The organism is Sphingopyxis sp. Soil_C_28 (assembly GCF_057657055.1).
The window spans coordinates 42,964-66,251 of record NZ_JBDGJE010000004.1 but is presented as its reverse complement, the minus strand read 5'-3'; the positions used below and the strand labels follow the sequence as shown (position 1 = coordinate 66,251).

The window sequence follows — 23,288 nt, the reverse complement described above, 5'->3', positions numbered from 1 at the left end:
CCCACCCCGCTGCGGCTAACAAGCTGCCAAGCCTCGCTGCCCCTCCCGCCTGCGGGAGGGGAAATCTGCTCTTCGCTCAACGTCTACTTCCCACCCCTAAGCCGACATTTATGCATTGCGCGCCATCAGTCCGCCGTCGACCGGGATCACCGCGCCGGTGATATAGCTGGCGGCAGGGAGCACGAGGCTGAGCGTCATATGCGCGACCTCTTCGGGTTCGCCATAGCGGCGCAGCGCGGTGCGGCGTTTGGCGAACACCGCTTTGTCCTCGTCGGGCACCTTGTCGGTCATTCCGGTGCGGATCGGGCCGGGGCAGATGCAATTGACCGTGATGCCGTCGCGTCCAAGATCGACCGCGAGGCCGCGCGTGAGTCCGACCACGCCCGATTTCGCCGCGACATAGGGCGTATCGCCGGGCGTCGCGCCGAGCCCTTCGGTCGAGGCGATGTTGACGATGCGCGCGGCGTCGCTCTGGCGCAGCCACGGTAGCGCGGCACGGACCATGCGCTGATGCGCGGTCAGCATGACGGCGATCGCACGGTGCCAGATCGCTTCATATTCATCCTCGGCGTCGAGCGGGGCGAAGCTCGAGACGCCGGCGTTGTTGATCAGGATGTCGATGCCGCCGAAGGTTCCGGCGATTTCGGCGACGGTGCGCTTGATCGCCTCGCCGTCGGCGACATCGAGCGCGAAAGCTCGGGCACTCGCACCGGCCTCAGCCGCCACGGCTTCGCACGCCGCGCGGTCGAGGTCGGTCACGGCGACCTTCGCGCCTTCGGATGCCAGCAGCAGTGCGGTCGCGCGGCCCATGCCGCTCGCGGCGCCAGTGACGATGGCGACGCGCCCCGCGACCGACCGCGACAGCGTCAACGGAACGGAGGTTCGTTAAACGCGCGGAGTTTGCGGCTGTGGAGCTTGGCGCCCTCGTCGCGCATCGTCTCGCAGGCGCGGATGCCGATCTGAAGATGCGCTGCGATCGCTTCTTCGTAGAAGCGGTTTGCCTGACCCGGCAGCTTGAGTTCGCCGTGGAGCGGCTTGTCGCTGACGCAAAGCAGCGTCCCGTAAGGCACGCGGAAACGATAACCCTGCGCGGCGATCGTCGCGCTCTCCATATCGATGCCGATCGCGCGCGATTGCGAGAAGCGCAGCGCGCTGTCGGTATAGCGGAGTTCCCAGTTGCGGTCGTCGGTGGTGACGACGGTGCCGGTACGCATGCGTTTCTTGAGGTCGGCGCCGGTCGCGCCCGACACCGCTTCGGCGGCGGTCGCGAGCGCGACCTGCACTTCGGCGATCGGCGGGATCGGGATGGCGACGGGCAGCACCGCGTCGAGGATATGATCGTCGCGGAGATAGGCGTGCGCGAGCACATAGTCGCCGATGCGCTGGCTGGGGCGGAGGCCGCCGCAATGGCCGATCATCAGCCACGCCTCGGGACGGAGCACCGCGAGATGGTCGCAGATCGTCTTGGCGTTCGACGGACCGACGCCGATGTTGACGAGGGTGATGCCACCGCCATCGGGGGCGATGAGGTGATAGGCGGGCATCTGGTGCCGCCGCCACGCACTGTCGGCGACGAGCGCGCTGGCGTTGACGCCCGGCTGGTCGACATAGAGCCCAGCGGCGCCCGCGAGCGCAGTGTAGCGGCCCTGGCCGACTTGCGCGCCTGCCCATGCGACGAATTCGTCAACGTAGCGGTGATAGTTGGTGAACAGGATATAGCGCTGAAAATGCTCGGGCGCGGTGCCGGTATAATGGCGCAGGCGCGCGAGGCTGAAATCGGTGCGGAGGGCATCGAACAGCGCGAGCGGCTGGGCCGCAGTCGGGTCGGCGCCGAACAGGCCGTCGGCGAGCTCGTCCCCGATGTCGGCCAGTTCGGTCGTCGGGAAATGGCGCGCGAGCTCGAGCGGCGTGACCCCGCCCATGTCCGACCCGTCGCTGGCATCGAGCACATAGGGGAAAGGAATCTGCTGCCCGGTGCGCGTCACCGACAGTTCGATATCATAGTGGCGGGCGAGCAGGGTGAGCTGGTCGCGCAGATAGTCGGCGAACAGATCGGGGCGCGTCACCGTGGTGACGAACTCGCCCGCGCGTTCAAAGCGGCCGAAGGCGAGATTATGCCCCTTCTGCCCCTCGCGCTGTTCGCCGGTGGTGACGAGGCGGATCGCCGGATAATCGAACAGGCCGGTCGCCGCGGCGTCGGCCGGCGGCAGCGTACGGTCGTGGACATAGGCGGCGATGGCGGATTTGAGATTGGTGACCGACGTGCGGAACTTGTCTTGCAGTTCGGCGATGATGTCGTCGACGAGCGCGGTCGGGTCGGTGGTGTCTTGCGATGAGTTAGCTGTCATCGCGTCGCTGTTGCATGAAAATGTGACAAAAGGGAAGGGGGCAGCCCGATGGCCGCCCCCTTCCGGACTTCCTTACAGCTGTTCGAGCATATGGTCGGCGCTCGACACCTTGAATTCGCCCGGCGCTTCGACGTTGAGCTGTTCGACGACGCCGTCGTTGACGATCATCGAGAAACGCTGGCCGCGCTTGCCCATGCCGAACGCCTTGCCGTCCATCGTCAGGCCAACCGCTTCGGCGAAGTCGCCATTGCCGTCGGCGAGCATCGTGACGCTTTCGCCGGCGCTGGCGCTCTTGCCCCACGCGCCCATGACGAAGGCGTCGTTGACCGCGGTGCAGACGATTTCATCGACGCCCTTGGCTTTCAGTTCGCCGGCCTTGTCGACATAGCCGGGCAGGTGCTTCGCCGAGCAGGTCGGGGTGAAGGCGCCGGGAACCGAGAAGAGGGCGACGCGGCGGCCCTTGAAATAATCGGCGGTATTGACCTGCTCGGGACCGTTTTCGGTGACCTTTACGAAGGTGGCGTCGGGGAGCTTGTCTCCGGTCTGGATCGTCATTCTGGCATCCTTTGTTTTGAGGGGATTTCTGGTCGGCGAGACATTGGGTTGCCGGGGCGCCGAGTCAAGCGCGCACGATCGGCACATCGAAATACTGGACCGGACCGCCGCGGCGCGGCATGATGGCGCGATGGACACAGACCCCACCTGGTTCACCGGCCAGCTGCTGCTTGCGCTGCCCGGGATCGGCGATCCCCGCTTCGAACATTCGGTGATCGCGATGATCAGCCATGACGAAGAAGGCGCGATGGGCATCGGCATTGGCGAACCGATCGACGGCATGACCGTCGGCGCGGTACTCGACCAGCTCGAGATCGAGCATGATGTGCCGCTCGACCAGCCGGTGTTCCTTGGCGGTCCGGTCGAGCCGTCGCGCGGCTTCGTTCTCCACAGCCTCGACTGGGGCGGGCAGGAGGCGGTGCAGGTCGGCGATCGGTGGATGGTGTCGAGTTCGCACGACATATTGCGCGCCATCGGCGAGGGGCGCGGCCCATCGCGCTGGCTGGTGGCGCTTGGCTATGCGGGATGGTCGCCGGGGCAGCTCGAAGGCGAACTGGTGCGCCACGGCTGGCATGTCACGCCGGGCAGCGACGGCCTGTTATTCGAAACGCCGCCTGCCGAACGGTGGCAGGCGGCGTTTGCCGAAGCGGGAGTGGACGCCCGCTTGCTGACGACCGAAGGCGGCGAGGCCTAGTTTTCTGTTTTCTGTTTCAGCTTTGCTTCAATTCTTAACGCGCGAGCGCCAGCAGCGGCCGGCCGGTGCCCAGATTGGCGAGCGCGGTGCGCGCGGCCCAGCGCGAATCGACATAGCGACCGTCGGCGAGTTCGAGATCGTAGCGGATCGGGCTGCCGATGGCACTGTCATAGGCGGCGGCGGCTTCGGCGGTGCGACCCAGACGAGCGTAAGCGGTGCCAAGATTGATCAGTCGCGACGGATCGCGCGCGTCGAGCCCGGTTTCGCCGGTCAGCTTTTCGACCGCGGCGCGGTTTTCACCGGCCTTCAGCTCGGCATAAGCAACCGGCAGGATATCCGAATCGGCCTGTGGCGCGGTCACGACGACGATCGATTGCGCGGCGGCCGGGCTTGCGAAGGCCAGTGCGACCAGCGGCAGCAATATTTTTTTCATCTCGACTATCTCCCCGAAAACTTTAGCCGATTTTCTCGCGTGCGGCGAAGAAAGTCAATGTTTTCGGGCCTTTGTAACACTGGTGTCACAAAGGCGAATTATGCTGATCGCAAGGCGCATTATAAGCCATGATTTTCAGAATCTTGGCGATCGGGACTCGGTGTCACAAATCCGTGGCGCCGATTGTCACAATCGCGGCCTCTGAAAATTATTTTTGCCGCCCGGTGCATTTGCGCCGGCGATTCGCGTGTCCGGCATCCCGGCGGGCGGTGTCGATATTGCGATATAAAGAAAAGTTTATATTTGATCGCTAGCCCGCTTTCAGCTAGGGCGCGCAACATAATTACCAAGATTTTCGTGGCCGCTCGCCTGCGGCCGAACTCGCCTACAGGAGACCAAGCCGTGGCCACTCTCGCCGCCGACACCCGTGACTATGTGATCGCCGACATCGGTCTTGCCGACTTCGGTCGCAAGGAAATCAACATCGCCGAAACCGAAATGCCGGGTCTGATGGCGCTGCGCAGCGAATTCGGCGCCTCGCAGCCGCTGAAGGGCGCGAAGATCGTCGGGTCGCTGCACATGACGATCCAGACCGCGGTGCTGATCGAGACGCTGACCGCGCTTGGCGCCGAGGTTCGCTGGGCGACGTGCAATATTTTTTCGACGCAGGACCATGCCGCCGCCGCGATCGCCGCGACGGGCGTGCCGGTGTTCGCGATCAAGGGCGAAAGCCTCGCCGATTATTGGGACTATGTCGGCCGCATCTTCGACTGGGGCGTGGAAGATGGCACGACCTGCAATTTGATCCTCGACGATGGCGGCGACGCGACGATGTTCGCTTTGTGGGGCGCGAAGCTCGAAGCCGGGCAGGACATGCCGGCGCCCGAGAATGAAGAAGAGATCGAGATGCAGCGTGCGCTGAAGGCGTTTGTCGCTGCGAACCCCGGTTATCTGACCAAGACGGTCAAGGCGATCAAGGGCGTGTCGGAAGAAACGACGACCGGCGTCCACCGCCTGTACCACATCGCCAAGAAGGGCGAGCTGCCCTTCCCCGCGATCAACGTCAACGACAGCGTCACCAAGTCGAAGTTCGACAATCTTTATGGCTGTAAAGAGTCGCTCGTCGACGCGATCCGCCGCGGCACCGACGTGATGCTCGCGGGCAAGGTCGCGACCGTCGCCGGCTTCGGCGACGTCGGCAAGGGTTCGGCGCAGTCGCTCCGCAACGGCGGCGCGCGCGTCCTCGTCACCGAAATCGACCCGATCTGCGCGCTGCAGGCGGCGATGGAAGGTTTCGAGGTCGTGACGATGGACGAAGCCGTCAAGCGTTCGGACATCTTCGTCACCGCGACCGGCAACGCCGACGTGATCACCGCCGAACATATGGCGGGCATGAAGAATATGGCGATCGTCTGCAACATCGGCCACTTCGACAGCGAGATCCAGATCGCGGCGCTCGCCAACTACAAGTGGACCGAAGTCAAGCCGCAGGTCGATCTGGTCGAATTCCCCGACGGCAAGCAGATCATCATCCTGTCGAAGGGCCGCCTGGTGAACCTCGGCAATGCGACGGGCCACCCGAGCTTCGTGATGTCGGCAAGCTTCACCAACCAGACGCTCGCGCAGATCGAGCTTTGGACGCGCAGCGAGCAGTATAAGAACGACGTTTACGTGCTGCCCAAGCATCTCGACGAAAAGGTCGCGGCGCTGCACCTCGACAAGCTGGGTGTGAAACTGAGCCAGCTCACCAAGAAGCAGGCCGATTATATCGGCGTGCCGGTCGATGGCCCGTTCAAGCCCGACCATTATCGCTATTGATCGGATCGGGGATCGCCCCTTCCGAATGATAAAAAACTGTGGACGGCGCGCCCATCGGACGATGCGGCGCGCCGACCCGTAATGACATGCGATTGAAACATGACTCCATCGCCTTTAGGGCAAGCGATCATGCGCGCGGGAAATCCGGACAAACGAGGACATAAGACGGGATGAGCGGATCGCTTTCCCCGGCGCTGCTGTTTGCCATCGGCCTGTTCGCCGCGCTGTGGCTGCTTGCCGGATTGTGGGCGGTCGGGCGCGGGATTGCGATGCAGCGACGCTCGGCGTTCGTTGCGGGACAGGCCGAACGGCTGGCGAGCCTCGTCGAAGCCTCTCCGCAGCTTCCGGTCATCGTTCGCGCCGACTGGCGGATCGAGGCGAGCGAGCGGCTCGGCCGCTGGCTGGGGCTCGACGGCGGGCCGCGCAGTTTCGACGAATTGCGCGGGCTGGGCAGCGGGCTCGACGCGCAGGGCCATGATGCGCTGCGGCAGGCGATCATCGGCGCGCAGCGCGGCGCCAAGCCTTTCACGCTGAGCCTGAAGCCCGAGGCGAGCAACCGCACGATCATCGTCCATGGCGCCGCCGCGCCGCAAGCGGTCGGCGGGGCGGGTAGCGTGCTCCTGTGGCTGAGCGACGCGACCGACGGGCAGCAGGCGCTGGCGCATGCGCGCAGCGAGCGCGACGAGGCGATGGCGGCGTTCGAGGCTTTGTCGGGATTGATCGAGGCGGCCCCGTTCCCGATGTGGTTCCGCGATACTGAGCTCAATCTTGCGCTCGTCAACGGTGCCTATGTCCGCGCGGTCGAGGCGAAGGGCGCGGTCGCAGTGATCGATGGCGGGATCGAATTATGCGAAACCGTCGCGGGGGTGAGCGCCGCCGAAGCCGCCGACGAGGCGCGCATCGCGGGGGCGGCGCAGGTGCGCACGATCCCGGTGACGATCGAGGGCGAGCGACGCATCATGCGCGTCGTCGATGTGCCGCTGGTGCCAGAAGGCGGCCGGGTGATCGGCATCGCCGGCTATGCGATCGATATCCAGGAACTGGAGAGCGAGCGCGGGGCGCACCGCCGGTTCGTCGAGACCCAGCGCGAGTTGCTGGATCGGTTGTCGGCGGCGGTGGCGCAGTTCGGCCCCGATCAGGGATTGAGCTTTGCCAATTTGCCGTTCCGCCGCCTGTTTGCGATCGAATCCGACGATGTCGCCGAAGCGCGGCCGTTCGCCCGGCTGCTCGACGCCTGGCGCGAGGGCGGGCGGACCCCCGAAGTGCGCAACTATCCCGAATGGCGCCAGGCGCATGTCGACTGGTTCGCGCAGCCGGGGGCGAGCGAAGAGGACTGGCTGCTGCGCGACGGTATCCATCTGCACGTCGTCGCCCAGCCGACGCCCGACGGCGGCTTGCTGCTGATCGCCGAAGACAAGACCGAGCAGGTCCAGCTCGCCGGTGCGCGCGACACATTGCTGCGCGTGCGTACCGCGACCTTCGACAATCTGTTCGAGGCGATCGCGGTGTTCGCCCCCGACGGGCGGCTGCATCTGTGGAACCAACGATTCCGCCGGCTGTGGGGCATCGACGAGGCGACGCTGGCGGCGCACCCGCGCGTCGACGCGCTGATGGGCGGGCTGGCCGACCGGCTGGTGAAACCGAACCAGATCAGCATCGTCCAGGAAGTCATCCGCGCCGCGACATTGGAACGGCAACAGCGCGGCGGCGAAATCGGTTTTGCCGACGGCCGCTATTTCGATTTCGCGTCGATTCCGCTGCCCGACGGCAACGCGCTGCTCATCATGCTCGACATCAGCGCGAGCCGGAAGATGGAAGGCGCGCTGCGCGAGCGCAACGAGGCGCTGGAAGCGGCCGACAAGGTGAAGACCGCCTTCCTGTCGCGGATGAGCTATGAATTGCGCACGCCGCTGACCTCGATCGGCGGGTTCGGCGAAATGCTGCAGGCGGGGTATGTCGGCAAGCTGAGCGAGCAGCAGCAAGGCTATGTCGACGCGATCATGGATTCGGTCGGGGTGCTGGGCCGCCAGATCGACAATGTGCTCGACCTCGCGCAGGGCGAAGCGGGGACGCTGGCGATCGAGCGCGCGCCGGTCGATGTCCGCATGTTGCTCGAAGGCGCGCTGGCGGACGCCAAAATTCTTGCGAAAGCCGAGAAGATCGAGCTTGTCGGCAATCTGTCGGCCAATCTCGGCAGCATCGAGGGCGATGCACCGCGTCTGTCGCGGCTCGTCGCGGGGCTGCTCGACAATGCGGTCCGCTATACCGTGCCGACGCGCAAGACCGGCGGGCGCGTGTTGCTTCATGCCGATGGCGACGCACGCGGGGTCGACATCATCGTATCGGACAATGGCCCCGGCATGCCCGAGGCGGTCGCAGCGGTGACCAAGGGCGAGCAGGCGGGGACATCGTCGGGCGGCATCGGCCTCGCGCTGGCGCGCCAGCTTGTCGCGGCACACGGCGGGACGATGGAGGTCGTGAGCGAGCAGGGGCAGGGCACGCTCGTGCGGATCAGTCTGCCGCGCGGCGCATGACCATTTTTTCCACGCGCTATGATCTGGACGAGGCCGAGCGGATTGGCGCGGTGATCGGCGCGGCGCTGATGCCCGGCGACATCGTCGCGCTGTCGGGCGGCCTGGGCGCCGGCAAAACGACGCTGGCGCGCGCGATGCTGAAGGCGCGGGGGCTCGCGGGCGAGGCGCCGAGCCCGACCTTTGCGATCGTGCAGCCTTATGCGCCGCCCGAGGTCGATTTGCCCATCGCGCATGTCGATCTGTATCGCATCGAGGATATAGACGAACTGATCGAGCTGGGGCTCGACGATTATCTCTATGACGGAGCGCTGTTGATCGAATGGCCCGAGCGGCTGGGTAGCGAAGGCTGGCCGGGCGCGCTGCTTCTCGGGATTTCGGGTGAGGGCGATGCGCGCGTCTTGACAGCGACGGTGCCGCCCGCTTGGGGGGCAAGATGGCCGCTCCGATGATTCCGCCCTCCCATGCCCCGGCGTTCCTTGCCGCGCATGGCTGGGGCGATGCCCAGATTTTGCCGCTTGCCGGCGATGCGTCGTTCCGGCGCTATTTCCGTGTCGTCGATGGCGACCGGCAGGCGGTGCTGATGGACGCGCCGCCGCCGCACGAGGACCCGCGGCCGTTTATCGCGGTTGCCGAATATCTGTGCGAACAGGGGCTGACCGCGCCGGCGATCCTCGCGCGCGATCTGGAAAAGGGCCTGCTGCTGATCGACGATTTCGGCGACGTGCGGCTCCGCGAAACGGTCGACCAAGCGCCGCATACCGAAGCTGAATATTATGCGGGGGTCACCGACCTGCTGGTCCACCTGCACGCGCGGCCACCGATGGAGGGGCTGCGGGTGCATGGGCTGGAGCACTGGCTGAGCGAGGTGGAGCTGTTCACCGACTGGTATTGTCCGGCTTTCGACCTGAAGGCCGACCGCGACGCATTTCGCGCCGCTTGGGCCAAGGTTCTGACGCCGGTCGAAACCGACGGCCTGCCGCGCGTCACCGTGCTGCGCGACTATCATGCCGAAAATATCATGCTGGTGCGCGGCAAGGACGGCATCGCCCATTATGGCCTGCTCGATTTCCAGGACGCGCTGGTCGGGCATCCCGCTTATGACCTTGCCTCGGTGCTGGAGGATGCGCGGCGCGATGTCAGTCCCGCGGTCGAGACGGCGATGCTGGCGCGCTATAGCCAAGCCACCGGCCGCGATATCGAACATGCCTATTGGGCGCTCGCGGCGCAGCGCAACACGCGGATCCTCGGCGTCTTCGTTCGCCTGTGGAAGCGCGACAACAAGCCGCATTACAAGAGTTTCCAGCCGCGCATGTGGGGGCTGCTCGAACGCGACCTCGCGCATCCGGCGCTGGCGCCGGTAAAGGCGTGGTTCGACGAAAATATCCCCGCCGACAAGCGCGCGGCGGCGTGGGAGCAGATGGGGGCATGACCGCGAAAATCGAAAGCGCGATGGTGATGGCGGCGGGGCTGGGCAAGCGCATGCGTCCGCTGACCGCGACGCGCCCGAAGCCGCTGGTGCGCGTCGCGGGCAAGGCGTTGATCGACCATAGTCTCGACCGGATCGAGGCGGCGGGGATCGACCATGTCGTGGTCAATGTCCATTATCTGGCCGACGCGCTCGAGGCGCATCTGGCGGCGCAAAAGCGGACGTTCAGCATCGCGATTTCGGACGAACGCGACCAGTTGCTCGAAACCGGCGGCGGCATGGTCAAGGCGCGGCCGCAGCTGCGCGGCGATCCGATCCTGATCGTGAACAGCGACAATATCTGGACCGACGGGCCGCAGGACAGCATCCGCCACCTGGCGCGCCATTGGGACGGCCAGAAGATGGACGCGCTGTTGCTGGTGATCCGGCAGGCGAGCGCGACGGGGCACGGCGGACGCGGCGATTTCCACATGGACGGCGACGGCAAATTGAGCCGCCGCAAGGCCGGCCGCATCGCGCCCTTTGTCTACACCGGCATCCAGCTCATCTCGCCGCATCTGCTCGATGGCGCGCCCGAGGGGCCTTTTTCGACCAATATATTGTGGGACCGCGCGATCGCCGCCGGCCGGCTCTATGGCCTGTCGCATATGGGACAGTGGTTCGACGTCGGCACTCCGGCGAGCATCGCGCCGACCGAAGCCGCGCTGACGGATGGCTGAGACAGGGCCCACCGTCTTTTCCATCCCGGTCCAGCGGGCCTTTGCCGATGCGCTCGCGGCCGGATTGATCGATCGATATGGCGACGGCGCGCTGGGGCTTGCCGAAGGGCTGATCCTGCTGCCGAGCAATCGCGCGCGAAGCGCGGTGCAGGCGGCGTTCGTGCGCGCGAGCGGCACCGGGTTGCTGATGCCGCGGCTCGCGGTGATCGGCGACGCCGACCTCGATGAATCGGTCGCGCTTGCGCTCGACGCGATCGACGAGGCCGAACCGATCCCCCCCGCGATCGATGCATTGAAGCGACGGCTGATGCTGGCGGGGCTGATCGAGCGGCATCACCCGGCGGGCGAGGACCCGATCACCGGCGCCGCGGCGTTCCAGCTTGCCGAGGGGCTGGGTCGCGTGATCGACCAGCTACTATATGAAGAGGTCGCGCCCGCGCGGCTGGCCGATATCGAAAGCGCGCTCGGCGATCTGGCCGGGCATTGGCAGGCCTCGTGGCGGCGTTTGTCGCTGCTCGTCGACCAGTGGCCCAAGCTGCTCGCTGCGACGGGCCATATCGACCGTGCCGACCGCCGCAACCGCCTGCTCGGCCGGGTGAGCGCGGGGTGGCGTGCGGCGCCGCCGGGACGCTTTGTCGTGGCCGCCGGTGTCACCACCGCAGCACCAGCCATCGCGCGGTTGCTGCGCACCGTTGCCGATCTGCCGCAGGGCATGGTCGTGCTGCCGGGGCTCGACCTCGGCATGGCGGGCGAGGAGTGGGATGCGCTCGGGCCGGTGAAGCTCGATCCCGACAAACCGGGCGCCCAAAAAATCGAGGGGCGTCCGCTGGAGACGCATCCGCAATATCATCTGCAGCTGCTGCTTGGCCGCATGGGCGTGTCGCGCGATGAGGTGCAGTCGTGGAACGCCACCTCCGCGTTCGACGGCCCCGATGCGCGGGCGCCGTTCACCTCGCTGCTGTTTGCGCCCGCCGCCTATACCGCGCGCTGGCAACAGGCGGGGGATTTGGGCCCCGGTATCACGGGCGTCACCGCCGCGGTGTTCGCCGACGACGGACAGGAGGCGCAGGGGATCGCGCTGATGATGCGCCACGCGCTTGAAACCCCGGCGCGCACTGCGGCGCTGGTGACGCCCGATCGCGCGCTCGCGACGCGCGTCGCGGCAGCGCTCGCGCGTTGGGATATTTCGGTCGACGACAGCGCGGGGCAACCGCTGGGGCAGACGCCGCCGGGGGCGCTGCTGCTCGCGCTCGCTGAATTTGCGGCGGCGTTCGACCCGGTGCGGTTGATTGCGCTGCTCGGTCATCCGCTGGTGCACGCGGGCGAGGCGCGGCTCGGCTGGCTCGATCAGGTGCGGCGTCTCGATCTCGTGCTGCGCGGGCCGGGGCTGGTGCCGGGTTGGGACGGGGTGACCGCGCGAATCGCCGAACGCGCCGTCGATTCGAAGGCGCGCGGCCATGGCGCGGCGACGCTGATCGGCGATTGGTGGGACGATGTTGCGGCTGGGCTGGGCGCGGCGCTCGCACCCTTTGCCGCAGGCGCTCCCGCGCCGCCGTCGGTCCTGCTCGGCGCCTTGCAAACGACGCTCGGCTGGCTGACCGGCGAGGGTGCGTGGACCGGCCATGCCGGACGCGCGCTCTCCGAAATCTTCGATCGCTGGGCACTCGCGAAGGGCGACGGCCCGGCGCTTGTCGCGCCCGCCGATTTCCCCGCGATGCTCACGGACCTGTTGTCGGGGGAGAGCGTGCGGCCGCCTTATGGCGGGCATCCGCGGCTGTTCATCTGGGGCTTGCTCGAAGCGCGGTTGCAGCGCGCCGATGTGATGATCCTCGGCGGGCTCGACGAAGGCCGCTGGCCGCAGCAGCAGAGCCCCGACCCGTGGCTCGCGCCGGGCATCCGGCGGATGCTCGGGCTCGCGGCGCCCGAGCGCCAGCAGGGCGCGGCGGCGCATGATTTTGCGGGAGCCTTTGCGGCGCGCGAGGTAGTCGTGACGCGCGCGATGCGGAGCGGTAGCGATCCCGCGGTCGCGTCGCGATTCTGGCTGAGGCTCGCGGCGCTTGCGGGCGAATTGCCCGAGGCGCGCGTGGGTAGCGAGAGCGTAACGGCGCTGGCGGCGGCGCTCGATGTGCCGCCGGGACCGATCGAGCCCGCGCGTATGCCGCAGCCGCAGCCGCCCGCCGACGCGCGGCCGGGTCAGATCAGCGTGACGGGCGTAGACCTGCTCGCGAAGGATCCTTACGGTTTTTACGCGGGGCGCATCCTGCGGCTTTCGGTGCTCGACCCGCTGCGGGCCGGTCCCGATCCGCGCTGGCTCGGCACGCGGGTCCATGCGTTTCTGGAGGATTGGCAGCGTGCCGGGGCGACGGCCGAGGCACTTGAGGTCGAACTGGACCGCTTGCTCGATGACCCGGCGCTCGATGCGCTGGCGCGCGCTTTCTGGTTCCCGCGGATCGAGCCCGCGTTGCGATGGGCGGCCGACCGCGTGTGGGCAGCGCGTGCCGAAGGGCGCGAGCCGATCGCGACCGAGGTGACGGGGGTGCACGAACTCGACGGCATCCGGTTGACCGGCAAGGCCGACCGCATCGATCGGCTGTCCGATGGCAGCCTTGCGATCGTGGATTACAAGACCGGCGCAGCGCCAAGCGGCAGCGCGGCAGCCGACGGGTTGGACAATCAGCTGGGCCTGCTCGGGCTGCTAGCCGAAATGGGGAAGGTCGATGGCGTCGCAGCCGGGCCGATCAACGCGCTCGAATATTGGAGTCTCAAGGCCGACCGCGCGAAGGGCATCGACGGCAGCATTGCGCCGACCCATGGGAGCCGGCGCAAGCTCAAAACCGCCGAGGAGGCGGTTGCGCGTGCCTATGACGCCTTTGCGGAGCTGACCGCCGCATTTTTGCTGGGCGATGGCATATTCACGCCGGGCGACAATGCCAAACGCTTCACCGATTATGACCAGTTGATGCGCCGCGACGAATGGTTCGGGCGTGATCGCGATTTGGGCGGAGATGCGCCATGACGCGCCTCCACGATCTCGATCCCGGCCAGCAGGCGGCGGCGGAACCGGGTGAACATGTCTGGCTCGGCGCATCGGCGGGCACGGGCAAGACGCAGGTTTTGTCGGCGCGCGTGTTGCGGTTGATGCTCGCGGGGGTCGCGCCCGACGCGATCCTGTGCATCACCTTTACCAAGGCGGGTGCTGCCGAAATGGCGCACCGTATCCATGAGCGGCTCGCTTTGTGGGTGCGGATGGACGACGCGGATTTGCGAGTGGACCTCAACGCGCTGGGCGCCGACTGGCAGCAGCCGGGCATCCTTGACCGCGCGCGATCGCTGTTCGCGACCGTGATCGACAGTGCACCGGGGGCAATCCGGGTGCAGACGATCCACAGTTTCTGTCAGACCCTGCTCGCGAGCTTTCCACTCGAGGCGAAGATCATGCCGGGGTTCCGCGCACTCGAAGAGGGCGAAGCGGCCGATCTGCAACGGCAGGTGATGGCGAAGCTGCTTGGGCAGTCTGGCGCCGAGGGTGATGTGCTACGCGGCCACGCGGCGACGCTGTCGCGGCGGATGGGGCAGGATGCCGCGATGGCGTTCCTGGTGCGCTGCGCTCACGCCTTTGCTGCGCCGTTCCAGACGCGGATATTGCCGCCGCGCGGGCATGATCTGCGCGCGGCGCTGGGGCTGCCCGATGGCGATGCGCAGGCATGGCTCGTGACGCGCCTTGGCGCGGGCGCGATTGCCGATGCCGATATTTCCGCGATTGCCACAGTCGGGCGCGGCTGGGGCAGCGCGACGGGAGTCGCGCGCGCCGAAACGATGGCGGCATGGCTCGCCGCCGACGCGGCAGCTCGCGCCGCGATGCTGGGCGATGTGCTTGGCGCGATCGTCAAGAAGGACGGCGATATCGCCGCGCATTATCTCACCCCCGGCAAGCAGATGGGCGATTGCCTTGGCTCGGCCGAATGCGTCGCGGCCGCGATCGGCGAACTGATGGCGACGATGCGTGCGATGCAGGTCGCAGACGAACTGGCGGGGGCGTGGGATTTGGGCAGCCGCTTTGCCGAGGCCTATGCGCTGGCAAAGCGCGAGGGCGGGCTCGCCGATTTCGACGACCTGATCGCGATTGCGGGGTCGTTGCTGCGGCTTGGGCAGTTCGGCGAATGGGTGCGCTTCAAGCTCGACCAGCGCACCGATCACATATTGGTCGATGAGGCGCAGGACACCAATACGCGCCAATGGGCGATCGTTGCCGCGCTCGCCGAGGAATTTTTCGCCGTGGTGCCCGAGGACCGAGAGCGCGTCCGCACGATGTTCACCGTCGGCGATCGCAAGCAGGCGATCTTTGGTTTTCAGGGCACCGAGCCCGCGGCGTTCGAGGCGGCGCGCATTCGTTTCGGTGAATGGGCGGCGGACGGCGGTCAGCCGTTTGCGCAGGTCGATCTGGTCACCAACTATCGCTCAAGCCCCGCGGTGCTCGACGTCGTCGATGCGTGGGTTGCCGATGGCGGAACCGAATTGATGGGGCTGGCGAGCGACGAGCCCCCGCACCTGCCCTTCCGTGGCGCGCATCCGGGGCGTGTCGAATTGTGGCAGCCCTTGCCCGTCGGCAAGGCGCTTGCCGTCGATGGCGAAGGCGAGGAAGCGGGCGACGAGGAGGCCGAGGGAGGCGATCCGCTCGCGCCCGCCAGCGACCCCGCCAGCCTGCGCCTGTCGCGCGCGATCGCCGACGAGGTCCATGACTGGACGCTGCACGGCAAGGATGGGCGGAGCGTCGCGCCGGGCGATATCTTGATCCTCGTCCGCCGCCGCCGCGACCTGGCGGCGCGGATCGTGGCGCGTTTGCAATCGCTGGGCGTGGCGGTCGCCGGTGTCGACCGCTTTGCGTTGACCCAGCCGCTGGGGGTGCAGGACCTGCTGTCGGCGATGCGTTTCGCGATCCAGCCGCTCGACGATCTCAACCTTGCCGCGCTGCTCGTGTCGCCGCTGATCGGCTGGTCGCAGGATGACCTTTTCGGCTTTGCGCATGGCCGCGGCAAGCGCGCCTTGTGGGAACAATTGCGCGCGCGCGAGGCCGAGGTGCCGGCCGAGACGATGACGGCGTTGCGCGGGCTGCTCAGCATGGCCGATTTCTCCACGCCCTATCGCTTCCTCGACCGGATCTTGTCGGGGCCGATGCAGGGGCGGCGGCGGCTCTATGCACGGCTGGGGCGCGAGGCGCGCGATCCGATCGACGAATTGCTGAATCAGGCGTTGGCGTTCGAGCGGTTGCACACGCCCTCGCTTCTCGCCTTCCTGAGCGAGGTCGAGGCAAGCAGCGCGGACATCAAGCGGCAGACCGAGGCGCGCAGCAATGTCGTGCGCGTGATGACGGTGCACGGATCGAAAGGATTGCAGGCGCCGATCGTCATTCTTGCCGACGCGACCGACGACCCGGTCCAGCGCCAGCGCGGGTTCGACCTGCCGCTGGAAGGTTGGGACAGGCTGCCCGTCTTCGGACTTCCGAAAGAGGAACGGCATGGGCGGATCGCCGAGGCGCATGACCAAAAGGCGCGGGCAGAGATCGAGGAGCATTGGCGGCTGCTCTATGTCGCGATGACGCGCGCGGAAGAGTTGCTGATCGTCACCGGTATTACCAAGAAAGAGGATCGCTCGCTGCCCGAACTATGCTGGCACGCCGCGGTCGACCGGGTGATGGACGATATGGGGCGTGGCTGGGAAGATGCCGGGCCACGCTGGGGGCAGAAGCGCGTCCATGCGGTCAATGCGAAGGCGTGGGCCCGGCACCGCGACAAGCCGGTCGCCGCCGCGCCCGCGATTGCGATCCCCGGTTGGGCGCTGAAGCCCGCGCCCGAGGAAGCGCGTCCGCCGCGTCCGCTGGCGCCCTCGGCGCTGGGCGAGGACGATGTCGCGTCGCCGCCGCAGCGGTCGGGCCGCGCTGCGGCCGTGACACGCGGGCTGCTGCTTCACGCCCTGTTCGAGCGTTTGCCGCCGGTGGCGCCCGAAAAACGCGGTGCTGCGGCGTGGAACTGGCTTGCGGTACAGGCCGCAAGCTTCGACGAAGCCGATCGTGCGGCGATGATTGCGGAAGTGCTCGCGGTACTCGAAGACCCGGCCCATGCCGCGATCTTCGGTCCCGGATCGCTCGCCGAAGTGCCGCTTTCGGCCGTCGTCGACGGGGTGGTCGTCGCGGGGATCGTCGATCGGCTGCTCGTGACGGATGATGCGGTGACCGTCATCGACTATAAGACCGGGCGGCACGTACCGGAGGCCGCGACCGACGTTGCCCCCGCCTATCTGCGCCAGATGGCGGCTTACCGCGACGCGCTGGGAGTGATATTTCCCCGCCGACGGGTCGAGGCGGCGCTGCTGTATACGGCCGGGCCGCGGTTCATCGCGCTGGGCGATGCCACGCTCGACGCCCACAAGCCGGGCTTGGCGGGAACGAAGGCGAATTTGGGGAGCTGAGGTCTTGAGCCGGAGGCCCGGACCCCTTAGCTTAAGGGCCAAGAGAATTTCAGGAGTATAACCTATGGGTACCAAGGCAATCAGCGACGACAGCTTCCAGGCCGACGTCCTCGACAGCGACACCCCCGTGCTGGTCGATTTCTGGGCCGAATGGTGCGGCCCGTGCAAGATGATCGGCCCGTCGCTCGAGGAAATCGCCAACGAACTCGGCGAAAAGGTCGTGATCGCGAAGCTGAACATCGACGATCATCCGAATGCGCCGGCCAAATATGGCGTGCGCGGCATTCCGACGATGATCCTGTTCAAGAATGGCGAAGTCGCCGACACCAAGGTTGGCGCTGCTCCGAAGAGCGCGCTCAAGGGCTGGCTCGAAGGCGCGCTGTAAGCGATGTGCCCCCGGCGAAAGCCGGGGGCCATTTACCGTGCCGGCATGGCCCCGGCTTTCGCCGGGGTACGGCAATCAGCTCCGGTAATCGGCGTTGATGCTGATGTATCCGTGGGTGAGGTCGCAGGTCCAGACGGTTGCGCGGCCTTCGCCCAATCCCAGGTCGGCGCCGACACGGATTTCGAGACCCTTCAGGTGCGCCGCGACCGGCGCCTCGTCATAACCATCTACCGGTAGCCCGTCCTTTGCGACCCAATGGTCGCCGAAGCGGATCGCGAGCCTGTCGCGGTCGGCGGGTTCGCCGGCCTTGCCGACGGCCATGACGACGCGGCCCCAGTTTGCATCCTCGCCCGCGATCGCGGTCTTCACCAGCGGCGAATTGGCGATGGCGAGCGCGACGCGCTTCGCGCTGTCGTCGCTGACAGCGCCGGTTACCTGTATTTCGATGAATTTCGATGCGCCTTCACCGTCGCGCACGACCTGTTGCGCAAGGTCGAGTGCGACCTGACGGATCGCGGCGTAGAGCGCGTCGGCGCCCGGATCGTCGCGGGTGGCCAGCGGCGCGTTACCCGCCTGGCCGGTGGCGAAGAGGAGCACGGTGTCGCTGGTCGAGGTATCGCTGTCGACGGTGATGCTGTTGAACGTCCCGCCGGTCGCTTCGCTGAGCATGTCCTGCAGCAATGCGGGGGCGACCGCGGCGTCGGTGAAGATATAGCCGAGCATCGTTGCCATGTCGGGCGCGATCATGCCCGATCCCTTGACGATGCCAGCGATATGAACGGTCCGGCCGCCGACGATCGCGCTCGCGGTGGAACCCTTGGCGAAGGTGTCGGTGGTGCAGATCGTCTCGGCGGCGGCCTCCCACGAGCAGGGCTGCGCGGTCAGCGCGGTCTTGACCCCGGCACGCGCCTTGTCCTTGGGCAGCGGCACGCCGATCACGCCGGTCGAGCTGACGAAAACTTCGCTTTGGTCGCAGCCGAGGTGATCAGCAACCTGCGCCATGATCTGCTCGACCGCCTCGCGGCCGCGATAGCCGGTGAAGGCGTTGCTGTTGCCGGCGTTGACGATGAGAGCGCGGCCGACGCCGCCCTTCACCTGCTCGCGGCCGAGTTCGACTTCGGACGAGCAGCAGACATTACGTGTGAACACGCCCGCGACCGTGGTGCCGGGCGCCAGCTCGACATAGGTGAGGTCGCAGCGGTCCCAGCTCTTGTAATGCGCGCGCGCGACGCGGCGCGTCACCCCGGCAATTTCGGGGAGAGCGGGGAAGGCGGCGGGGGCGAGCGGGGAGCGCGTGGTCATGCGGATGCGCATAATCGCACTTCACCCAAAGCAAAACCCCTCCAGTAAACGGGAGGGGTCTTTGATCCTCCCTGTCGCGAAGCGATGGGGAGGTGGCAGCGCGGAGCGCTGACGGAGGGGCTTTGGCGCTGCCGTCGTCGCCCCTCCACCACCGCTTCGCGGCGGTCCCCCTCCCCATGGCTTCGCCACAGGGAGGATTTGGATATCAGCCCGGAATGCCGCTGATCGACTTCACTTCCATGAAATCCTTCAGCCCGAACACGCCGCCTTCGCGGCCGTTGCCCGATGCCTTGTAGCCGCCGAACGCCGCGCCCGGACCGGGGCCCCATGCGTTGACCGCGACCATGCCGGCGCGCAGCTTGGGTGCGACGGCGGCCGCCTTGGCCGGATCGCCCGAGATCACCGCCGACAGGCCATATTCGGTGTCGTTGGCGATATCGACGGCTTCGTCGAGGTCGCTATAGGCCATGATCGTCGCGACGGGGCCGAAGATTTCCTCATTGGCGATGCGCATGTCGCGCGTGACGCCCGAGAAGACCGTCGGCTTGATATAATAGCCGCGGTTGACGTTGCTCGGCAGGCCGGTGCCGCCGGTCTCCAGCGTCGCGCCTTCGTCGATCGCCGACTGGATCAGGCCCTGGATCTTGTCGAACTGCGCCTTGTTGACGACGGGGCCGATATGGCCGCCTTCGCTCATCGGGTCGCCGACCGAGGTGCCGTCGAACATCGCCTTGATGACGCCAACGGCCTCGGCTTCGCGGTCCTTCTGGACGAGGATGCGCGTCGGCGCGATGCAGCTTTGGCCGGTGTTGACGAGCACGCCCTGTACCGTCGGCGGCAGCACTGCGGCGAAATCGGCGTCGGGCAGGACGATGTTCGGCGACTTCCCGCCGAGTTCCTGATGGACACGCTTGACCGTGTCGGCCGCCGCCTTGGCGACGAGGATGCCGGCGCGGGTCGAGCCGGTGAAGCTGACCATTTCGATGCCGGGGTGCGCGCTGATCGCGTTGCCGACCGTCGGGCCGTCACCCTGGACGAGGTTGAATACGCCCGGGGGTACGCCCGCGGCGTCGAGGATTTCGGCGAAGATCGTTGCGTTGCCGGGGCATTCTTCCGACGGCTTGAGCACCATCGTGTTGCCGCCGGCGAGCGCGGGCGCGACCTTGAGCGCGATCTGGTTGAGCGGCCAGTTCCAAGGCGTGATCATGCCCACGACGCCGATGGGTTCATACGCGATGACACCCGCGGCATATTTTTCGGTGAAGGCGAAATCCTTGAGCGCGGCGATGGTGCCGAGGAAGCCGCCGATGCCGGCGCCCACCTGTGCGGTGCCGGCGAAGCTGACCGGGGCACCCATTTCGCTCGCCATCGACTTGGCGAGGTCGGGCGCGCGCTTCTTATATTCTTCGACGATGCGGCCCAGCAGTTCGAGGCGTTCCTCGCGCGTCGTCTGCGACCAGCTCTTCAGCGCTTCGCGCGCCGCGGCGACGGCATCGTCGACGTCGGCAGCGGTGCCGAGGACGATCGTCGATGCGGCTTCTTCGGTTGCCGGGTTGATGACGTCGTGGGACTTGCCGCCCTTGCTGTCGACCCATTGGCCGCCGATATAGTTCTGCTTGAGGTGCGTTGCGGTGTCGCTCATCTTCTGTCTCCCAATCGGCGGTGGTTTCCGTCTCGGATTGCTACCTAATCACTGTGGCGGATGAATCAAGCTGAGCCAACTGGCAAAGGTGACGGCTTAGCGCTTTTCAGCAGAAAGCCGCGACATCAATATGGCAGCGCGCGTCGCCTGCCGTGCGATGCTGGGGATATCGACGGCCTCGCCCGGGGCGTGGTCGCCCGTACTGTGCGGTCCCAGTCCCGCGAGTCCGTCGACGTCGGCGGCGACGAAGCTGATGTCGCCCGCGCCGCGCTTCAGCGGGTCGAGCGGCGCCATTTCGGCAAGGCCCAGGTCACGGTTTACGCCGTTGAGTTTCGTGAGCAGCGCGCGATTGCCGTCGGTCGGCGCCATCGATGGATAACCGCCGGGATCGAAGGCGAGCTTCGCGTCGGTGCCGGGGGCGTGCTCGGCGACGATGGCCGTCATCTTGGCCTTCACCCGTGTAATCTGGTCGGGCGACAGGGCGCGAAGATCGCCGCGAGCGATCGCGATGGGCGCGATGATGTTCGTCTTGCCGTTCACGGTCGCGCGGATCCCGCCGGCATCGAGGTCGGCCTGCTGCCCGCCCGCGATCAGCCCGACGTTGAAGGTCAGGTTGGGCTCGGGCAGTTCGGTGCGGAAGCGGTGGATGATGCGCGTCAGCTCATAGATCGCGCCGTCGCCCGCTGCGGCGCTGAAGATGCCCGAGCTGTGCGCGCTCTTGCCCGTCGCGGTGACGGTCCAGCTGTCCGACGAGCGGCGCGCGACCGATCCCATGTCGGCGCCATTGTCGCGGACGAGGCCTTCGAAATCGAGCGCGACATCGCTGCGCTTGCCCGCGGCGATCAGATCGGCGCGCGCCTTTTCGATCGGCGTGCCGGCGTCTTCCTCGTCGCCGGTCATGTGGATTTCGATATTGGCGTCCTTGAGCGTCCCTGCCGCCTGCATTGCGCGCAGCGCCGCGACGATCACGACCATGCCGCCCTTGTCGTCGCCCGCGCCGGGGCCTTCGCCCATATCACCCTTGCGAGTAAATTTCTGAAAGGGCGAGTCGGGCTCGAAGACGGTGTCGAGATGCGCTATGAGGAGCAGGCGCTTGGCATCGGGCTTGCCAGCATGGGTCGCGATCAGATGGCCCGCGCGGCCGGTATCGGTCATCGGCTTCCACGCGACGTTAAAACCGAGGGGCTCAAGTTCGGCGCGCATCATCTGCCCGACCTTTTCGACGCCTTCGAGATTGAGCGAGCCGCTGTTCTGGTTGACGAGTTTTTCGAGCAGCGCGAGGCTGCGGGCCTGCTCGGCCGCGACCGTCTTCGCCATGGCGCTTTCGGCCTTGCTGAGCTTCGCCTGCGCGACGGGCGCGAGCGCAAGCTGAAAGGCGACAAGGGCGGCGAAAGGCAATGATTTCATGGGGAGGCTCCTCTGGACCGCCTCCTTCTGCCTCGCGTCCCCGGGGGCTGCAAGCGGTTAGCCCGGGCGCACCATGAAAATGTCGCCGCCGATGCCGACGAGGAAGAGGTTACCCGCACTATCCTCACCGAACGACGCGATCGAGCTCAGCGTCCCGGCGTCGGGTGCGAAATCCTCGTTCCGCCGGGCAAAGCGCGACGAGGCGAGCGTCTGACCGGGGACGAGGCTGGAAAAGGGGACCGACCAGATATTGCCCGACACGAAATCGGCGAAGACATATTGGCCGGTGAGCGACGCCACCGGGCCGCGATAGACATAGCCGCCGGTGATCGAATTGCCCTGGCGCGGGCCGCTGCCATGGCCATATTCGGCGACCGGATCGGTGAGGCCGCCCGGCGCCGTGCCGGTATAGGGCTGCGTCCCTTCCTTGAAGCGCCAGCCGAAGTTGAGACCCGGTTGGGTCGTCGTGACAAGGTCGATCTCTTCGACCGCGCCTTGTCCGACGTCGCCGATGATCAACGTCGAGCCCGAGAAGGAGGTGCGGAACGGATTGCGGAGGCCAATAGCGTAGACGTAAGGATCGCCGCCTCCGGTGAGATAGGGATTGCCGGGTGCGGGCGGCAAGAAACCCGCATCGTTGGGAACCGAGGCACCGGCATAGGGGTCTTCGACGACCCGGATCCGCAATATCTTGCCAAGCCGTGAATTGGGGTTCTGGGCATTATTGCCGGGATCGCCCGAGCCGCCGCCGTCGCCGACGCCGACATAGAGAAGGCCATCGGGGCCGAAGACCATCGAGCCGCCATTATGATTGTTCGCGCCGGGATGCGGTATCGTGAGCCGCGCCAGCACGCGCGGCGACCCGGAGAGGGTCCCATATTCGCGAATCTCGATATCGCCTGCGGCATTGGTACAATAGATCATGAAGCGATCGGAATTCGCCGGATTGGGTAGCAATGCCATTCCGAGCAATCCGCGCTCGCCGTCGGTCGACAGATCACCAATCGTGAAGAGCAGCGTCTTCACGCCGGTCGACGGGGTCAGGCGATAGACCCGGCCGGCCTTTTCCAACACATAGACGTCGCTGCTGCCCGGAATTCCGAGAACATAGGTTGGCTGAATGAAGCCGGTGCCGACGCGCGCCACCGATATGCCCTCGCGGCTGTTGGTGACGGTGATGTTCACCATCTGCGTCGCGCTGGCGCTCGCGTCGCTGACGCGCAGCTGGACGGAGTAGACATTGTCGCCATTGGCGTCGCCGGGCAGGTCATAATCGGGCGCGGCGTTGAAACGCAGCGCGCCCGCCGCCGTGATCGAGAAACGCGCCGCGTCGGCGCCGCCATCGACGGCAAAGGTCAGCGCGTCGCCATTGGGATCGGTCGCGGTCGCCTGATAAGCGGCGGTCGTGTTTTCGGCGACGCTGGCGGTCTGGAGCGAGGTGAAGGTGGGCGGTGCGTTGGCTGTCGGCGGGGTGCCGCCGCCGCCGCCACTGCCGCCCCCTCCGCAAGAGGTCAGGAGCAAGGGGGTCAGGGCAACAAGGACGCGCATCCGCATGGGCAA

17 protein-coding genes are annotated in these 23,288 nt (G+C 66.8%); 9 read left to right on the top strand and 8 right to left on the bottom strand.

The genetic code is table 11. The features are described 5' to 3' along the window. Nucleotides 1–108: 108 nt before the first annotated feature. The 3 genes from AC3A43_RS17500 to AC3A43_RS17490 form a co-directional block, all read right to left on the bottom strand. On the bottom strand, nucleotides 109–870 hold the full coding sequence (locus AC3A43_RS17500; protein WP_487793850.1) for an SDR family NAD(P)-dependent oxidoreductase: 762 nt from the start codon (nucleotides 868–870) through the stop codon (nucleotides 109–111). After that, on the bottom strand, nucleotides 867–2,348 hold the full coding sequence (locus AC3A43_RS17495) for an AMP nucleosidase (protein ID WP_487793849.1): 1,482 nt from the start codon (nucleotides 2,346–2,348) through the stop codon (nucleotides 867–869). The genes AC3A43_RS17500 and AC3A43_RS17495 overlap by 4 nt, the downstream gene beginning before the upstream one ends. 72 nt (nucleotides 2,349–2,420) lie before the next feature. Then, on the bottom strand, nucleotides 2,421–2,903 hold the full coding sequence (locus tag AC3A43_RS17490; RefSeq protein WP_487793848.1) for a redoxin family protein: 483 nt from the start codon (nucleotides 2,901–2,903) through the stop codon (nucleotides 2,421–2,423). Nucleotides 2,904–3,033: 130 nt separating this feature from the next. On the opposite strand from AC3A43_RS17490, the gene AC3A43_RS17485 reads away from it, so the two are divergent. Then, nucleotides 3,034–3,597, top strand: coding sequence for a YqgE/AlgH family protein (locus AC3A43_RS17485; protein ID WP_487793847.1), 564 nt, complete (start codon nucleotides 3,034–3,036; stop codon nucleotides 3,595–3,597). 34 nt (nucleotides 3,598–3,631) lie between these two features. On the opposite strand, the gene AC3A43_RS17480 is transcribed toward AC3A43_RS17485, so the two are convergent. Next, on the bottom strand, nucleotides 3,632–4,030 hold the full coding sequence (locus tag AC3A43_RS17480) for a hypothetical protein (protein WP_487793846.1): 399 nt from the start codon (nucleotides 4,028–4,030) through the stop codon (nucleotides 3,632–3,634). 402 nt (nucleotides 4,031–4,432) lie between these two features. Here AC3A43_RS17480 and ahcY point away from each other — a divergent pair, with 402 nt between their 5' ends. The 8 genes from ahcY to trxA all read left to right on the top strand — a co-directional run bounded on the left by ahcY (nucleotide 4,433) and on the right by trxA (nucleotide 17,377). Beyond that, nucleotides 4,433–5,848, top strand: a complete 1,416-nt coding sequence (gene ahcY, locus AC3A43_RS17475; protein ID WP_487793845.1) for an adenosylhomocysteinase — start codon at nucleotides 4,433–4,435, stop codon at nucleotides 5,846–5,848. Nucleotides 5,849–6,018: 170 nt separating this feature from the next. Next, nucleotides 6,019–8,382 (top strand): PAS domain-containing sensor histidine kinase, encoded by a 2,364-nt coding sequence (locus tag AC3A43_RS17470; protein WP_487793844.1) that lies wholly within the window; start codon nucleotides 6,019–6,021, stop codon nucleotides 8,380–8,382. Next, nucleotides 8,379–8,831 (top strand): tRNA (adenosine(37)-N6)-threonylcarbamoyltransferase complex ATPase subunit type 1 TsaE, encoded by a 453-nt coding sequence (gene tsaE / locus AC3A43_RS17465; RefSeq protein ID WP_487793843.1) that lies wholly within the window; start codon nucleotides 8,379–8,381, stop codon nucleotides 8,829–8,831. The genes AC3A43_RS17470 and tsaE overlap by 4 nt, the downstream gene beginning before the upstream one ends. Then, nucleotides 8,828–9,811 carry an aminoglycoside phosphotransferase family protein gene (locus AC3A43_RS17460; protein ID WP_487793842.1) on the top strand — a complete coding sequence of 328 codons (984 nt, stop codon included), beginning with the start codon at nucleotides 8,828–8,830 and terminating at the stop codon, nucleotides 9,809–9,811. The genes tsaE and AC3A43_RS17460 overlap by 4 nt, the downstream gene beginning before the upstream one ends. Further along, on the top strand, nucleotides 9,808–10,527 hold the full coding sequence (locus AC3A43_RS17455; protein ID WP_487793841.1) for a nucleotidyltransferase family protein: 720 nt from the start codon (nucleotides 9,808–9,810) through the stop codon (nucleotides 10,525–10,527). The genes AC3A43_RS17460 and AC3A43_RS17455 overlap by 4 nt, the downstream gene beginning before the upstream one ends. After that, the gene (addB, locus tag AC3A43_RS17450; RefSeq protein ID WP_487793840.1) at nucleotides 10,520–13,543 is read left to right on the top strand and encodes a double-strand break repair protein AddB; all 3,024 of its coding nucleotides are present in this window, start codon (nucleotides 10,520–10,522) and stop codon (nucleotides 13,541–13,543) included. The genes AC3A43_RS17455 and addB overlap by 8 nt, the downstream gene beginning before the upstream one ends. Further along, nucleotides 13,540–16,992, top strand: a complete 3,453-nt coding sequence (gene addA / locus AC3A43_RS17445) for a double-strand break repair helicase AddA (protein ID WP_487793839.1) — start codon at nucleotides 13,540–13,542, stop codon at nucleotides 16,990–16,992. The genes addB and addA overlap by 4 nt, the downstream gene beginning before the upstream one ends. 64 nt (nucleotides 16,993–17,056) lie before the next feature. Further along, nucleotides 17,057–17,377, top strand: coding sequence for a thioredoxin TrxA (trxA, locus tag AC3A43_RS17440; protein ID WP_293701859.1), 321 nt, complete (start codon nucleotides 17,057–17,059; stop codon nucleotides 17,375–17,377). Between the two features lie 75 nt (nucleotides 17,378–17,452). Here the strand turns inward: trxA and argJ are convergent, their stop codons facing one another. From argJ to AC3A43_RS17420, 4 genes are all read right to left on the bottom strand, one after another. After that, the gene (gene argJ, locus AC3A43_RS17435; protein WP_487793838.1) at nucleotides 17,453–18,679 is read right to left on the bottom strand and encodes a bifunctional glutamate N-acetyltransferase/amino-acid acetyltransferase ArgJ; all 1,227 of its coding nucleotides are present in this window, start codon (nucleotides 18,677–18,679) and stop codon (nucleotides 17,453–17,455) included. 205 nt (nucleotides 18,680–18,884) lie between these two features. Then, the gene (locus tag AC3A43_RS17430; protein WP_487793837.1) at nucleotides 18,885–20,321 is read right to left on the bottom strand and encodes an aldehyde dehydrogenase family protein; all 1,437 of its coding nucleotides are present in this window, start codon (nucleotides 20,319–20,321) and stop codon (nucleotides 18,885–18,887) included. 96 nt (nucleotides 20,322–20,417) lie between these two features. Next, nucleotides 20,418–21,728, bottom strand: a complete 1,311-nt coding sequence (locus tag AC3A43_RS17425; protein WP_487793836.1) for a M20/M25/M40 family metallo-hydrolase — start codon at nucleotides 21,726–21,728, stop codon at nucleotides 20,418–20,420. Nucleotides 21,729–21,785: 57 nt separating this feature from the next. Next, the gene (locus tag AC3A43_RS17420; protein WP_487793835.1) at nucleotides 21,786–23,282 is read right to left on the bottom strand and encodes a PQQ-dependent sugar dehydrogenase; all 1,497 of its coding nucleotides are present in this window, start codon (nucleotides 23,280–23,282) and stop codon (nucleotides 21,786–21,788) included. Nucleotides 23,283–23,288: the final 6 nt, after the last annotated feature.